This window comes from uncultured Sphingomonas sp. (assembly GCF_934560975.1).
In the GTDB taxonomy this organism is placed as follows: domain Bacteria; phylum Pseudomonadota; class Alphaproteobacteria; order Sphingomonadales; family Sphingomonadaceae; genus Sphingomonas_I.
The window spans coordinates 65523-80146 of record NZ_CAKTFO010000013.1 but is presented as its reverse complement, the minus strand read 5'-3'; the positions used below and the strand labels follow the sequence as shown (position 1 = coordinate 80146).

Here is a 14624-nt window from a genome sequence, read left to right as displayed (position 1 = left end):
GGAGACGCAGGCGCAGACCGTCACCATGATCACCGCCGCCGTGGACGAGACCGCCCTGGCGGCAGACGCCATGTCCTCCACCATCGCCGCCATTCGATCGGACACGCAGGTCGTCGCCAGCGACATCGACAGCGTGGGCGGCGCGTTCGATCGCCTCAACGGCCAGCTTCAGACCCTGGCCGATCGCGCCGGCGAGTTCGCGTCCAAGGTCGCCGCCTGAGCGACTGCCCATTCGGCCGGGTCATGGGCGCGGCCGCCGCGTCGGCGCATGAAAATCGGGTGGCTTGTTGGCGATCCATTTGAGGAAGCCGGCAATCTCCTCCTGCTCCCGCAGCACATCGAGCGTCGGATAGAGCCGCGCGAGATCCTTGTTGCCGAATGCGGCATGGATCGCCCGGTGGCAAATGGGGTGCAACGGCACCGTCTCACGTCCGCCTTGGCTCTTGGGGATGACGTGATGCCATTCGATCCGCCGCCCGAGCAAGCGGCCGCACAAGGCGCACTGCGTCGACGGCGGCGCCTCGACAACCGGTTCGGGGACCGGTCGCGTGGCGCGCTTGCGCTGGCTTTTCCTCAGGCCGCCTCCTCAGCCGCATAGCGCGCCAGATAGTGTTCGTGGCTTGGCAACTTTGCCGTGGCCCCCGAGACGTTGCTGCGCAGGTCGAACAAGGCCTGCTTCAGTTGCTCCGGCGGCATGGCGTGACCGACGCGGTGATAGGATGCGGGCTCGATCCCCTGCCCGCGCAGCACCTGAACCCAGGATTCGGACCGGAACAGATCCTCCCGCGCCTGATAGGCGGTCGCTGTTTCGCGAAACAGCGCGATCCGCTGTTGCAGCGTGTCCGGCACCGCCATCTCCCGGCAGCGCCGCCAGAATGGTGAGTCGTCCCGCCGGGTCGCGTGATAATGCAGGATGATGAAGTCGCGGATATGCTCCCACTCCGCGCGCGACAGGTCGTTATAGCGATCGATCGCCGCCTGGGTGATCCCGCCGAAGGGGAATTGCTGGATCAGGCGCGTGACGGCCACCTTGATCAGGTGGATGCTGGTCGATTCCAGCGGCTCGATAAAGCCGCCCGCCAGCCCCAACGCCACGCAGTTGCGATTCCACGCCTTCTTGCGCGCGCCGGTGCGGTAGCGGATCAGGCGTGGCTCGAACAGCATCTCGCCCTCGGCCTCGGCTTTGAGCAGGCTGCGCGCCTCATCCTCCTCCATGAAGGCGCTGCTGTAGACCAGTCCGTTGCCGACGCGGTGCTGCAACGGGATGCGCCAGCGCCATCCCGCCCGATGCGCGATGGCGCGGGTATAGGGCACCGCCGGCCCCGTCGCGACAGTCTGCACCGCCAGCGCGCTGTCGGTGGCGAGCCAATGGCTCCAATCGTCGAACCCGGTGTGCAGCGTCTGTTCGATCAGCAGGGCACGAAAGCCCGTGCAGTCGATAAACAGGTCGCCTTCGACACGGGTGCCGTTCTCCAGCACCAAAGCGGCAATGTCGCCGCCCTCGCCATCCCGTTCGACCTGCTGGATCCGCCCTTCCACGCGCTTTACGCCGGCGGGTTCCGCCAATCCCCGCAGGAACTTGGCATAAGCCGTTGCGTCGAGATGGTAGGCGTAGGACAGGCCCTCCTTCTCGCCGGCCCTGAACTTGCCGGCCTGCGCTGCCTGTGTTTCCAGCGAATAATCATAATAATCCCCGCCGAAACCCTGCGCCCGCGCGGCCAGCCACAGATGCTGGAAGTCGGCCATCCACAGCCCGCGGCCGGTCGTGCCGAACGCATGGAAATAGCGGTCGCCGACCTGCCCCCAATTCTCGAATGAGATGCCCAGCTTGAAGGTGGCGTTGGTGGCGCGGATGAACGCATCTTCGTAGATGCCGAGCAAGCCGTGGAACGACCGACTGGTCGGGATGGTAGATTCGCCCACCCCGACCGTCCCGATCGCATCCGATTCGACCAGGGTTATGTCGAGCAGCGGGCCGAGATGCCGCACCAGCGCCGCGGCGGCGACCCACCCCGCCGTACCGCCGCCCGCAATCACCACCCGGCTGATCCGCCTTTCGCCCACCGCCTTGCCTCCCCCAATATCGTTATTCGTTGGAGACGAGGTGTAGAGCAGCCATGGGCGGAAAAGGAATAGGGCATCGCCATCCGAACCATAGCGTCGGATGACTTGTGTTAGAGCGACCAGTCCTCTGCCTGCGCTAACATCACCTGATCTGGAGCGATGCGGCCCTGGATCTCCGGGCGGCGGCGCAATACGGGACGGGACGCCGATATGCGCCCGCTTCCTTTGGGGCGCTGCGCGACGAAGCCGTTTCTCACGCCATCTTCGCTGCCGCAGCAAAAGCGGTTGGCAATTGCATACCGACCGGTATAGAGGGCCGATCATGACTGCTTTCCACACGCGACCGCTCCATGTCGGCCTGCTGGCTGCTGCTTTGCTGACCTCTGCTTGCGGCAAGAAGGAAGCCCCGCCGCCTCCACCCAAGCAGGTGGGCGTGGTTACCGTTCAGACTGAACCCGTCACGCTGACCACCGAACTTCCCGGCCGAACCTCCCCGTTCGAAAGTTCGGAGGTGCGGCCGCAGGTGGACGGGATCATCACCGCTCGCCTGTTCAAGGAAGGTGATTTCGTTCGCGCCGGGCAGACGCTCTACCAGATCGATCCGGCGCCTTATGCGGCGCAAGCGGCCAACGCCCGTGCCGCGCTGGCGCGCGCGCAGGCATCGATCGCATCGACCCAGGCGCTCGCCCGCCGTTACGGCGATCTGGTCAAGATCAACGCCATCTCGCGGCAGGATTACGAGAATGCGGTTGCCGGATCGAATCAGGCGCAGGCGGATGTGGCGGCCCAGCGCGCGGCGTTGAGCGCGGCCAACATCAACTTGCGGCGCACCCGCATTGCCGCGCCGATTTCCGGCCGGATCGGCACGTCGACCTTTACCGTCGGCGCGCTGGTCACGGCGGCCCAGACGCAGCCGTTGACCGTGATCCAGCGCCTCGATCCGATCTATGTCGACATCACCCAGTCGAGCACGGACGTGCTGAAGCTGCGTCGCCAGCTGCTGGCCGGTGACCTGTCGCGCAGCGGCGGTGCGGCGCGCGTCCGCCTCAAGCTTGAGGACGGGTCCGATTATGGCGTGGAGGGCCGGCTTCAGTTCACGGACGTGACGGTGGCGCCGGACACCGGTTCGGTCACGATCCGCGCCATCTTCCCCAACAAGCAAAGCCTGTTGTTGCCCGGAATGTATGTCCGCGCGGATCTGGTGGAAGGCACGCAGGCGCAGGGCATCCTCGCTCCGCAGCAGGCGGTCACCCGCAACGAAAAGGGCGATCCGGTCGCGATGGTGGTCGGTGCCGGCGACAAATTGGAGCAGCGGGATCTCACCGCGCCCCGCACCGTCGGCGACAAGTGGCTGGTGACCGGCGGGCTCAAGCCCGGCGACCGGCTGGTGATGGACGGGGCCGGAATGCTCCAGCCGGGCACGCCGGTGAAGCCGGTGCCGTGGACGCCCGCCCGCCAGAACGGCCCCGCACCCGCTCAGCAGGGACCCCAGACGTCACAGCCGGCCGGCCAGCAAGGCCCGGTCGGTGGAGGCCCAGACCGCACCGGATCGGCGCGCGACACGAACCCGACGAGGTAAGCCGCCGTGGCACGCTATTTCATCGACCGCCCCATCTTCGCATGGGTGATCGCGATCGTCCTGATGCTGGCCGGCATACTCGCCATCCGCATCCTGCCGATCGCCCAATTCCCCGACATCGCGCCCCCTGCGGTGCAGATCCAGGCGACCTATCCCGGCGCCGACGCGCAGACGCTTGAGAATACGACGACGCAGATCATCGAGCAGCAGATGCGCGGCATCGACAATCTGCGCTATTTCTCGTCCTCGTCCAGCTCGTCCGGAGCGGTCACCATCACGCTCACGTTCGAGCAGGGCAGCGATCCCGACATCGCCCAGGTGCAGGTGCAGAACAAGCTGCAGGCGGCGCTGCCCCTCCTCCCGCAGGAGGTGCAGCAGCAGGGCGTGCGCGTGACCAAGTCCAGCGCCAACTTCCTGGTGGTGATCGGCCTCTACTCGCCCTCCGGCCGCTACTCCTCGGGCGACCTGGCCGACTATATCTCGTCCCGCGTGCAGGATCCGATCAGCCGCGTAACTGGCGTCGGCGATACCCAGGTGTTCGGCGCGCAATATGCGATGCGCGTCTGGATCGACCCGCTGAAGCTCAACAATTATGCCTTGGCGATCACCGATGTCGCGACGGCGTTGCGCGCCCAGAATGCGCAGATCTCGGCCGGTCAGCTGGGCGGCCAGCCCGCACCGACCGAACAGATGCTGAACGCGTCGGTGTCGGTATCGTCGCGCCTCAACACGCCGCAGCAATTCGCGCAGATCCGGCTGAAATCGAATCCCGACGGATCGATCGTCCGCCTGGGCGACGTGGCGCGGGTGGAGATCGGGTCGGAAACCTACGACTATACCGTGCGCTACAATGGCGTGCCGGCTTCGGGCATGGCCATCCGCCTAGCGCCCGGCGCCAACGCGCTGGATACGGTGGAGGCGGTCAAGGCGCGGATGGGCGAATTGTCCAAGACCTTCCCGTCCGACATCAAGGTGAACTACCCCTACGATTCCACCCCGTTCGTCCGCCTGTCGATCGAACAGGTGGTGCATACGCTGATCGAGGCCGTGGTCCTCGTCTTTATCGTGATGTTCATCTTCCTGCAGAATTTCCGCGCCACCCTGATCCCCACGATCGCGGTGCCGGTGGTGCTGCTGGGGACGTTCGCAGTGCTGCTGTTCGCGGGCTTTTCGATCAACACGCTGACATTGTTCGGCATGGTGCTCGCCATCGGCCTGCTGGTCGACGACGCGATCGTGGTGGTGGAGAATGTCGAACGCCTGATGGAGACAGAGGGCCTGTCGCCGAAGGAAGCCGCCCGCAAGTCGATGGACGAGATCACCAGCGCGCTGGTCGGCATCGCCCTGGTGCTGGCGGCGGTGTTCCTGCCGATGGCGTTCTTTGGCGGATCGACCGGCGTCATCTATCGCCAGTTCTCGATCACGATCGTGACCGCGATGGCCCTGTCCGTGCTGGTGGCGCTGATCCTGACACCGGCCCTGTGCGCCACCATCCTGAAGCCCAAGAGCGCGCATCATGAGCGGCGCCATGGGCCGATCGGGCGCGTGTTCGACGGCTTCTTCGGCTGGTTCAACCGCAACTTCGCGCGCGCCACGGACAAGTATCAGGGCGGCGTCCGCTATGTGGAGCATCATTGGGTCAAGGCGTTCGTGGTCTATGGCGTGATCTGCCTCGGCCTGGCATTCCTGTTCTATCGCCTGCCGACCAGCTTCCTGCCGGACGAGGATCAGGGCATCGCCTTCTCGCTCGTCAGCCTGCCGGCCGGCGCGACCTCGGGCCGCACCGAAGCGGCCTTGGCGCAGGTTCGCGACCATTTCCTGAAGCAGGAAAGCGCCAATGTCGAAGGCGTGTTCACCGTCTCCGGTTTCAGCTTCACCGGCGTCGGCCAGAATAGCGGCATGGCGTTCGTGAACCTGAAACCGTGGGAGGATCGCGGCGGCGCCGAGAGCAAGGCCAGCGCGATCGTCGGCCGGGCCATGGGTGCCTTCTCGCAATTCCGCGACGGCATGATCTTCGCGCTGGTGCCGCCCGCCGTGCAGGAACTGGGCAACGCCACCGGCTGGGATTTCCAGCTGACCGACATTTCGGGCATGGGCCACGAAAAGCTGCTCGCCATGCGCAACCAGCTGATGGGCATGGCGGCGCAGGATCCGCGCCTGGCCGGTGTCCGCCCCAACGCGCTGGAGGACACGCCGCAGGTCAAGGTCGACGTGGACGAGGACAAGGCCAGCGCGCTGGGCGTCTCGATCGGCGACATCAACAGCACGATCTCGACCGCCTGGGGCTCCAGCTACGTCAACGACTTCATCGACCGCGGTCGCGTGAAGCGTGTGTATATGCAGGCCGACGCCCCCTACCGCATGGCGCCGGAGGATCTGGGCGACCTCTACGTCCGGGGCCAGAACGGGCAGATGGTGCCGTTCAGCGCCTTTGCCACGACGCGGTGGCAGATCGCGCCCGCGCAGCTGACCCGCTACAACGGCCAGCCGTCGATCGAGCTGCTCGGCACGCCTGGTCAGGGCGTCAGTTCGGGTGCGGCGATCAAGGCGATGGAGGAGCTCCATGCCAAGCTGCCGCCCGGCACCGGCTTCGAATGGACCGGCCTGTCCTATGAAGAGCAACTCGCCGGGTCGCAGCAGATCACGCTCTACTCGCTGTCGCTGCTGATCGTATTCCTGTGCCTTGCCGCTCTTTATGAAAGCTGGTCGGTGCCGCTGTCGGTGATGCTGGTGGTTCCGCTGGGCGTGGTCGGCGCGCTGATCGCGGCGCACCTGACCGGTGTCGCCAACAACATCTACTTCCAGGTGGGCCTGATCACGACCATCGGCGTGTCGGCCAAGAACGCCATCCTGATCGTGGAGTTCGCGGAGGAGCAGATGCGCGCCGGCAAGAGCGCCTTCGACGCGGCGGTGGAGGCGGCGCGGCTTCGACTGCGTCCGATCCTGATGACCAGCTTCGCGTTCATCTTCGGCGTGTTCCCGCTGGCGATCACGACCGGCGCGGGCGCCGGCGGGCAGAATGCGATCGGCCGCAGCGTGGTCGGCGGCATGTTGTCGGCCACCATCTTCGCCATCTTCTTCGTGCCGATGTTCTTCGTGGCGGTGCGCCGCCTGTTCGACCGTCGCCGCACCAACCCCAAGGCCGCCTCGGCCGACATCAACCAGGCGGAGGCACACTGATGAACCGGCTGCTTACTTTGGGCGCGTCGGCCACGGCGCTGCTGCTCGCCGGCTGCGACCTGGCTCCGCATTATGACCGGCCGGGATCGATGGTGCCGGCCACCCTGCCGGAGGGCGGCGTCTATCCGGCGCAGCCCGCGACGACCACCGTGCCGGACATCGCCTGGCAGGACTTCTTCGTCGATCCGGCGTTGCGCCAGGCGATCCAGACCGGCCTGACCAACAATCGCGACTTGCGCGTCGCGATCGCCAATATCGAGCAGGCCCGCGCGCAATATCGGGTACAGCGCGCCGATCTGTTGCCGACGGTCGCGGCCAACGGCTCCGCCACGATCCAACGCAGTCCGTTCGGCATTGCCGGCGCGACCACCGGGGTCAGTCCCGGCACAGGCACGGGCGGCATCCCCGGCGGCGGCACGGGCACAGGCACGCTGCCGGGCGGCGGCATCGGCGGCGGAGTCGGCGGTGGTACGGGCATCGGCGGCGGGGCCGGCGTGGTCGGCGCGAGCGGGGACAAGACGATCGAGATCTACTCGGTCAACGCCGGCCTCTCGGCGTTCGAGCTCGATCTGTTCGGCCGCGTCCGCAACCTTACCCGGGCCGCGCTGGAGCAATATCTGGCGACGGAGGAAGGCGCCCGTGCAACGCGGATCAGCCTGATTGCGGAGATCGCCTCGGCCTGGCTGACCATGGCCGCAGACCGTGACCAGTTGCAGATCGCGCGCGATACGCTGGAAAGCTTCCGCCAGTCGCTGACATTGACCCAGGCGCAGTTCCGCGCCGGCGTCGCGTCCGAGCTTGAGGTGCGGCAGGCGCAGACCAGCTTCGACCAGGCCCGCTACGACATCGCCGCGCTCACCACGCGGGTGGCGCAGGACCAGAACGCGCTCAACCTGCTGGCGGGCACCACCCTGCCGAGCGAAGCATTGCCGGTGGCATTGGGCAGCCGGGTGGTGACGCTGACCGACCTGCCGGCGGGATTGAGCTCGCAAGTGCTGCTGCGCCGGCCGGACGTGCTCCAGGCGGAACATCAGCTGGTCGCGCAATATGCGAATATCGGTGCGGCACGGGCTGCCTTCTTCCCGCGTATTTCACTGACGGCAACGGCCGGTACGCTCAGCACCGAGTTGTCCAACCTGTTCGGCAACGGCACCGGCACCTGGAGTGTGGCACCATCGGCCTCGCTGCCGATCTTCGACTTCGGTCGCAATGCCGCCAATCTCCGCTATGCCAAAGCCAGTCGCGAGGCCGCACTTGCGACCTACGAACGCGCTGTGCAGGTTGCGTTCCGGGAAGTATCGGACGCGCTGGCGCAGCGGGGCACGATCGATCAGCAGGTGGAGGCGCGGTCCAGCCGGGTCGAGGCGGCGAGTGTCGCCTATCGCCTCTCCGATGCGCGTTACCGCGCGGGGGTGGACACGTTCCTGACCACGCTCGACGCGCAACGCACGCTGTACGGCGCGCAACAGAACCTCGTGCAGACCCGGCTGGATGCCGCATCCAATCTGATCCAATTGTACCGGTCACTGGGCGGCGGGCTGAACGACGAGACGCCGGTGACCGCTCCCCGGCCGTGATTGCGACAGGTCCGGCCGGCACGGTCCGGCCGGGCTTGTTCGGATGGCCGGCATCGTCCGCGCCCACCCCGTCTCGACCTGCCCCGGCGCTTTCCTGTACGCCCTCCGGCAACGAACATCGTCAAGCCGCGTATATGCTCGGTTCGCGGCAAGACGGCGAGCAGACCATTGCGGAGAGAATGATGGCACGATCAGCGGAGAAGCGCGGCAAGGACGAGACGGCTGCGGCGGAGAAGAAGGTCAAGGCGACCGGCAAGGCCGCCGGCGGCGCGCGCGGCGGCATCACCGCACCGGTGACCCCCTCGGAAGACCTGGCGGAGATCGTCGGCAAGAAGGACCTGCCCCGCAGCGAGGTCGTCAGCAAGGTGTGGGAGTATATCAAGAAGCACGACCTGCAGGACGCAAAGGATCGTCGCCAGATCAATGCCGACGACAAGCTTGCCAAGATCTTCGGCAAGAAGTCGGCCAGCATGTTCGAGATGAACAAGTACCTGAGCGCGCACCTGACCGCCAAGAAGAGCTGAGGCGAGGCATCGCGGCTGCGCCGCCGCGCGGATGGAGCGTGAACGGATCGGCCTGCCGCTCCCCCGGCGCATAGCCCTGGCCGCAGGGCTTCGGCATGTGAAGGCCGGCGGCCGCGGCGGGCCCGGTTCACCTCCTTCGACTGCTGGATCGCGTACAGCTCCATCAGATCGAGAGCGTCAACGTGCTCGCCCGCGCGAATTACCTGCCGCTTTGTCATGGTCGAGCGCCCTCAAACGGGTGAAGTTCGATCGACTTGCGGGGGTGCCAAGCGCGGGCGGTGCCTGTCCGAATATTGGGGCGCATGAAGCGTCGCTGCTGCTGCTCCGGCTCCACCCGCTGCTGCACTGGCGCATGGTGCAGGCCGATCGCGGTGTGGCGGGCTGGAGCCGGACGCATCTATGCGACCGAGCGGCGGCCTGAGGCGATGATCTTGCTCGACCGGACCCGGATAGGCGGGCCAATAGCGAAGGCGGAGTTCGAGAGCCACAAGGGCCAGTCCGGCTGGTGGCGGGTGGGCGACACCGAGCACGCGCTGGATTGGCTGTTCCGGGTCGACCATATCACCACGGCGATGCGGCGCGGCACGTTTGAGCGCGCTTACGACTGACCGAACGGGTCATCCCGGCAGCCATATTCGACCTGCCTACCCCGATCGACGTAGGCGCGCATCGTGCTTTGATCGAACAGGCCCCGCGCACCGATGGGATCGCCACCAGCGGCGACCTGCGCGACCGTTTCCGCTTGTCACCCGCCGTGGCGCACCCGGCCATACAGGCGCTGGCGGAAGAAAGCGTGCTGATTCCGGTCTACGTGCCGGGATGGCGTCATGCCTGGCGACACCGCGACGCACGCCGGATCGAGGCATGTGCCCTACTCTCCCCATTCGACCCGATGATCTGGATACGCGACCGTACCGAGCGACTGTTCGGATTCCACTACCGGATCGGGATCTACGTCCCGGCCGAACGGTGCCGCCACGACGATCACGTGCTACCGTTCCTGCTCGGCGAACGGCTCGTCGACCGCGTCGACCGCAAGGCCGGGCTCCTGATCCAGTCCACCCACCTGGAACCCGGCGCGTCCGACCACACGCGCGCGGCATCACGAGGAGCTTGGCGCCGTGGCGGCTTGGCTGGAGCTTGCGGCCAGCGCGCCCTTTCACCCTGGCCGATCAGCCGCGGCACGGAATACGCGGCCGCTTGCCATCGTCCAGCCGGACGCCTGGACGCGCGAGCGGCGCGCCAGGCTCACCATGATCAGGCGCCGGTCGGCGTCACCGGCTCCAGCGCATGGGTCGGGCGGCTGCCCCACAGAGCGTAGAACAGCACGTACAATTCGCAGGCAACCGTCAGGAAGAAGGAAGTCTGCAGCCCGTAATTGTCGGCCAGCCAGCCCTGCACGATCACCAGCGAACCGCCGGCGATCGCCATGATCAGCAGCCCGGACCCCTCCTCCGTCAGCGGGCCGAGGCCGCGAATGCCGAGCGTGAAGATGGTCGGGAACATGATCGAGTGGAACAGGCCCACCGAAATCAGCGCCCACATTGCGGTCGGTCCGGTGGTGCTGGCGGCGATCAGCATCACGATCGCCGCACCGATGCTGGTGCCCGCCAGCACGCGCTCCGCCGGGATGCCGCGCATCAGGAAGCTGCCGGCAAACCGGCCCACCATCATCCCGCCCCACAGCAGGAACAGGTAGTGCGATGCCTGCTCATGCGTCAGGTTGCCGATCTCGGGCGAGGAGACGAAGTTGATGAACAGGTTGCTGACGCCGATTTCGGCGATCAGGTAGATGAAGATTGCGGGGATGCCGAACACCAGGTTGCGGTGCCGCCACAGCGAATGGTTCTTGCGATCGGCCGCCGCCGCGCGGCTGGCCGCCTGACCCAGACTCGGCAGGTTGAAGCGGGCGATCACGATCGCCAGCACCACCAGCACCGCCGCCACGATCAGGTAAGGCAACTGCACCGACTGCGCATCGGCCAGACGCTGCTCAAGCGTGAGCGTCGCCGCGCCCGGGCCGGCCGTACCCGACGTGCTGCGCCCCAGGATCAGATAACCGCCGAACAGCGGCGCGAGCGTCGTCCCCAGCGAGTTGAACGCCTGCACCAGGTTGAGGCGCGAGGACGAGGTTTCCGGCGGGCCGATCACCGCCACATAGGGGTTGGCCGCGACCTGCAGCAGCGTGATGCCCGACGCGATGATGAACAGCGCCACCAGCGTCACGCCATAGGACGGGATGCGCGCCGCCGGGATCATCAACAGGGCGCCCACCGCCATGATCGACAGGCCGACCACCAGCGACTTCTTGTAACCGATCCGCTCGATCAGCTTGGCCGACGGGATCGACGCGAAGAAGTAGGCGATGAACCACACGCTCTCGATCAGCGTGGTCTGGGTATAGCTCAGCTCGAACACGCTGCGCAGGTGCGGCAGCAGCGTGTTGTTGATGACCGTGATGAAGCCCCACATGAAGAACAGGGTGGCCAGCAGCGTGAGTGCCGGGCGGTAATTGCCGCCGCCGCCGTGAACGGCGACCGGGCTGGACGATGACAATGCAGGCGCGGGCATCCTGGTCCTCTTTGCTTCAGGCCATGCGGCCGATCGGGTTGCGCTTTGTTCTTTTGTCTGAGTAGAAATCGGTTACAGGCACGTCAATGGCCGCGCCTCGCGCTTCGGCCCATAGAAAAAGTGTTGGGAAGAGGGCAATGCCGATGAAGACCAGCTCTGCTATGATCGCCGCCATGGCAACATTCTCAACAGCAGCCTTTGCCGGCGACGCAACGCGTGCGCCGTTCGGAACCACCGCCGACGGACAGGTGGTGGAAAGCATCACGCTCACCAACGGCAAGGGCATGACCGCCCGGGTGATCACGTATGGCGCCATCCTCCAGTCGGTGATCGTGCCCGACCGGAACGGCACGGCCGCGGACGTGACGCTCGGCTACAACGACATGAAGGGCTATCTGGCCGCGCCAAATTATTTCGGCGCCACTGTCGGCCGCTACGCCAACCGCATCAAGGATGCCCGCTTCGAGCTGGACGGCAAGAGCTACCAGCTCGCCGCCAACGACAAGAGCAACGCCTTGCATGGCGGCGTGCGCGGCTTCGACAAGAGGCTGTGGCGCGTGATCGACGTCAAGAGCGGGCCGGTAGCGCAGGTGCGGCTCGGCTATGTCAGCCCGGATGGCGAAGAGGGCTATCCCGGTGCGCTCACGGTCACGGCCACCTATGCGCTCAACGACCGCAACGAGCTGACGGTGGAGTATGCGGCGACCACGGACAAGCCGACGATCGTCAACATCACCAACCACAGCTTCTTCAACCTGGCGGGCGAAGGGTCGCAGCGGACCATCCTGGACAATGTCCTGACCATCCCGGCCGAGACGACCACGCCGGTCGACGGCACGCTGATCCCCACCGGTGCGTTTCGCTCTGTCGCCAACACGCCGTTCGATTTCCGCACCCCGCATGTGATCGGGGATCGTATTCGCGACGGACGCGATCCGCAGATCGTCTTCGGGCAGGGGTATGACGAGAATTTCGTGATCGCCCGCTCGACCAGTCCGACCCCGCGCCTGCATGCGCGGCTGGAGGATCCGACGTCCGGACGGGTGCTGGAACTGCTCAGCAACCAGCCGGGCGTGCAGCTCTACACCGGCAATTTCCTGGACGGCACCGCCATCGGCAAGTCGGGCCTGGCCTATCGGCAGTCGGACGGCATCGCGCTTGAGCCGCAGGTGTTTCCGGACACGCCCAACAAGGCGGTCTTCGGCTCGGCCCGGCTTGCCCCCGGCGAGACGTACCGCAACATCATCGTCTATCGTTTTTCCACCGGCGCACGCCGATAGTACCGCCACCGCGGATAGAAGAGTATTCAAGCCCCATGACCACCGACAGCGATTCTTCCGGCCCTGAGCTCCGCTCCCGCGCCTGGTTCAACAATTTCGACAATGTCGACATGACGGCGCTCTATCTTGAGCGTTATCTGAACTACGGCCTGACGCTGGAGGAGCTGCAATCGGGCAAGCCGATCATCGGCATCGCCCAGACCGGTTCCGACCTGTCGCCCTGCAACCGCCACCACCTGGTGCTGGCCGAGCGTGTGCGCGAGGGTATTCGCGAGGCGGGCGGCATCGCCATCGAATTCCCGGTCCATCCCATTCAGGAAACCGGCAAGCGCCCCACTGCCGGGCTCGATCGCAACCTGGCCTATCTGGGCTTGGTGGAGGCGATCTACGGCTACCCGATCGACGGTGTGGTGCTGACCATCGGCTGCGACAAGACCACGCCGGCCTGCCTGATGGCGGCGGCGACCGTCGACATTCCCGCGATCGCCCTGTCCGTTGGCCCGATGCTGAACGGCTGGCACAAGGGCGAGCGGACCGGGTCGGGCACCATCGTGTGGAAGGCGCGCGAGATGCTGGCCGCCGGCGAGATCGACGCGCAGGGCTTCATCAAGCTGGTTGCGTCGTCCGCGCCGTCCACCGGCTATTGCAACACCATGGGCACCGCCACCACCATGAACTCGCTGACCGAGGCGCTGGGCATGAGCCTGCCCGGTTCGGCCGCGATCCCGGCGCCGTATCGCGATCGCCAGGAAGTCGCCTACCATACCGGCCTGCGGATCGTGGAGATGGTGCGCGAAAACCTGAAGCCGTCCGACATCCTGACGCGCGAGGCATTCCTGAACGCCATCGTCGTCAATTCCGCGATCGGCGGCTCCACCAACGCGCCGATCCACCTCCAGGCGATCGCCCGCCATGTCGGCGCCGAGCTGGAGTTGCAGGATTGGCAGGAGCATGGTCATGCCGTGCCGCTGCTGGTCAACCTGCAGCCCGCGGGCGAGTATCTGGGCGAGGATTATTATCGCGCGGGCGGCGTGCCGGCCGTCGTGTCCCAGCTGATGAAGCAGGGCCTGATCCACGAGCAGGCGCTGACGGTGAACGGCCGCACCATGGGCGACAATTGCCGCGACGCCGTGATCGAGAACGAGGACGTGATCCGTCCGTTCGAGCGGCCGTTGAAGAAGGAAGCCGGCTTCGTCGTCCTGTCGGGCAATCTGTTCGATGCCGCGATCATGAAGACCAGCGTGATTTCCGATGAATTCCGCGATCGCTACCTGTCCAACCCGAACGATCCCGAGGCGTTCGAGGGTCCGGCGGTCGTGTTCGACGGGCCAGAGGATTACCATCACCGCATCGACGATCCGGCGATGGCGATCACGCCGGAAACTTTGATGTTCATCCGTGGCGCCGGGCCGATCGGCTATCCGGGCGCGGCCGAGGTCGTGAACATGCGTCCCCCGGCCTATCTGATCCAGGAAGGCATCCATGCTTTGCCCTGCATCGGCGACGGCCGCCAGTCCGGCACCAGCGGGTCGCCCTCCATCCTCAACGCATCGCCCGAGGCGGCGGCGAATGGCGGGTTGGCTTTGTTGCAGACCGGGGACCGGGTGCGGATCGACCTGGGCAAGGGCCGCGCCGACATGCTGGTGGACGACGCCGAACTGCAGCGCCGGCGCGAGGCGCTGGAGGCGGCGGGCGGCTACAAATATCCGGCGTCGCAGACCCCGTGGCAGGAAATCCAGCGCAACCTGGTCGGCCAGATGAACACAGGCGCGATCCTGGAAGGTGCGGAAAAGTACCAGAAGATCGCGGAAACGCGCGGCCTGCCCCGCGACAGCCACTGATCGGAGGC

General features: G+C 66.3%; 12 protein-coding genes and 1 pseudogene. 9 read left to right on the top strand and 4 right to left on the bottom strand.

Annotated features, from left to right (window positions below; all coding sequences use genetic code 11):
* A pseudogene (locus tag Q0D93_RS09835) lies at positions 1–220 on the top strand (chemotaxis protein); the annotation flags it as partial.
* Positions 221–241: 21 nt separating this feature from the next.
* Here Q0D93_RS09835 and Q0D93_RS09830 read toward each other — a convergent pair.
* Together Q0D93_RS09830 and Q0D93_RS09825 are read right to left on the bottom strand one after the other, a co-directional pair.
* The gene (locus tag Q0D93_RS09830) at positions 242–496 is read right to left on the bottom strand and encodes an HNH endonuclease (protein WP_294393376.1); all 255 of its coding nucleotides are present in this window, start codon (positions 494–496) and stop codon (positions 242–244) included.
* A 77-nt stretch (positions 497–573) separates the two neighbouring features.
* Positions 574–2064 (bottom strand): tryptophan halogenase family protein, encoded by a 1491-nt coding sequence (locus Q0D93_RS09825; protein ID WP_294393375.1) that lies wholly within the window; start codon positions 2062–2064, stop codon positions 574–576.
* Positions 2065–2386: 322 nt separating this feature from the next.
* Between Q0D93_RS09825 and Q0D93_RS09820 the strand changes: the two genes are divergently transcribed.
* The 6 genes from Q0D93_RS09820 (at position 2387) to Q0D93_RS09795 (ending at position 10245) form a co-directional block, all read left to right on the top strand.
* Positions 2387–3643, top strand: coding sequence for an efflux RND transporter periplasmic adaptor subunit (locus Q0D93_RS09820; RefSeq protein WP_294393373.1), 1257 nt, complete (start codon positions 2387–2389; stop codon positions 3641–3643).
* Between the two features lie 6 nt (positions 3644–3649).
* Positions 3650–6823, top strand: coding sequence for an efflux RND transporter permease subunit (locus tag Q0D93_RS09815; RefSeq protein WP_294393372.1), 3174 nt, complete (start codon positions 3650–3652; stop codon positions 6821–6823).
* Entirely contained in the window at positions 6823–8400 is a 1578-nt protein-coding gene (locus Q0D93_RS09810) for an efflux transporter outer membrane subunit (RefSeq protein WP_294393370.1), read from the top strand. Before Q0D93_RS09815 ends, Q0D93_RS09810 begins: the two co-directional genes overlap by 1 nt.
* Before the next feature lie 179 nt (positions 8401–8579).
* Positions 8580–8924: an SWIB/MDM2 domain-containing protein gene (locus tag Q0D93_RS09805; protein WP_366510270.1), complete on the top strand. Its 345-nt coding sequence runs from the start codon at positions 8580–8582 to the stop codon at positions 8922–8924.
* A 431-nt stretch (positions 8925–9355) separates the two neighbouring features.
* Entirely contained in the window at positions 9356–9532 is a 177-nt protein-coding gene (locus Q0D93_RS09800) for a hypothetical protein (RefSeq protein WP_294393368.1), read from the top strand.
* Positions 9529–10245, top strand: coding sequence for a crosslink repair DNA glycosylase YcaQ family protein (locus tag Q0D93_RS09795; protein WP_366510271.1), 717 nt, complete (start codon positions 9529–9531; stop codon positions 10243–10245). Before Q0D93_RS09800 ends, Q0D93_RS09795 begins: the two co-directional genes overlap by 4 nt.
* Here the strand turns inward: Q0D93_RS09795 and Q0D93_RS09790 are convergent.
* Both Q0D93_RS09790 and Q0D93_RS09785 read right to left on the bottom strand, forming a co-directional pair.
* Entirely contained in the window at positions 10182–11495 is a 1314-nt protein-coding gene (locus Q0D93_RS09790; protein ID WP_294393366.1) for a sugar MFS transporter, read from the bottom strand. The two genes, Q0D93_RS09795 and Q0D93_RS09790, sit on opposite strands and share 64 nt — an antisense overlap.
* A gap of 16 nt (positions 11496–11511) precedes the next feature.
* A complete protein-coding gene (locus tag Q0D93_RS09785; RefSeq protein WP_294393365.1) occupies positions 11512–11670 on the bottom strand; it encodes a hypothetical protein in 159 nt (52 codons plus the stop codon).
* Between Q0D93_RS09785 and Q0D93_RS09780 the strand changes: the two genes are divergently transcribed.
* Positions 11669–12775, top strand: a complete 1107-nt coding sequence (locus tag Q0D93_RS09780; RefSeq protein WP_294393363.1) for an aldose epimerase family protein — start codon at positions 11669–11671, stop codon at positions 12773–12775. The two genes, Q0D93_RS09785 and Q0D93_RS09780, sit on opposite strands and share 2 nt — an antisense overlap.
* Positions 12776–12810: 35 nt before the next feature.
* Positions 12811–14616 (top strand): IlvD/Edd family dehydratase, encoded by a 1806-nt coding sequence (locus Q0D93_RS09775; RefSeq protein WP_294393361.1) that lies wholly within the window; start codon positions 12811–12813, stop codon positions 14614–14616.
* Positions 14617–14624 lie beyond the last annotated feature (8 nt).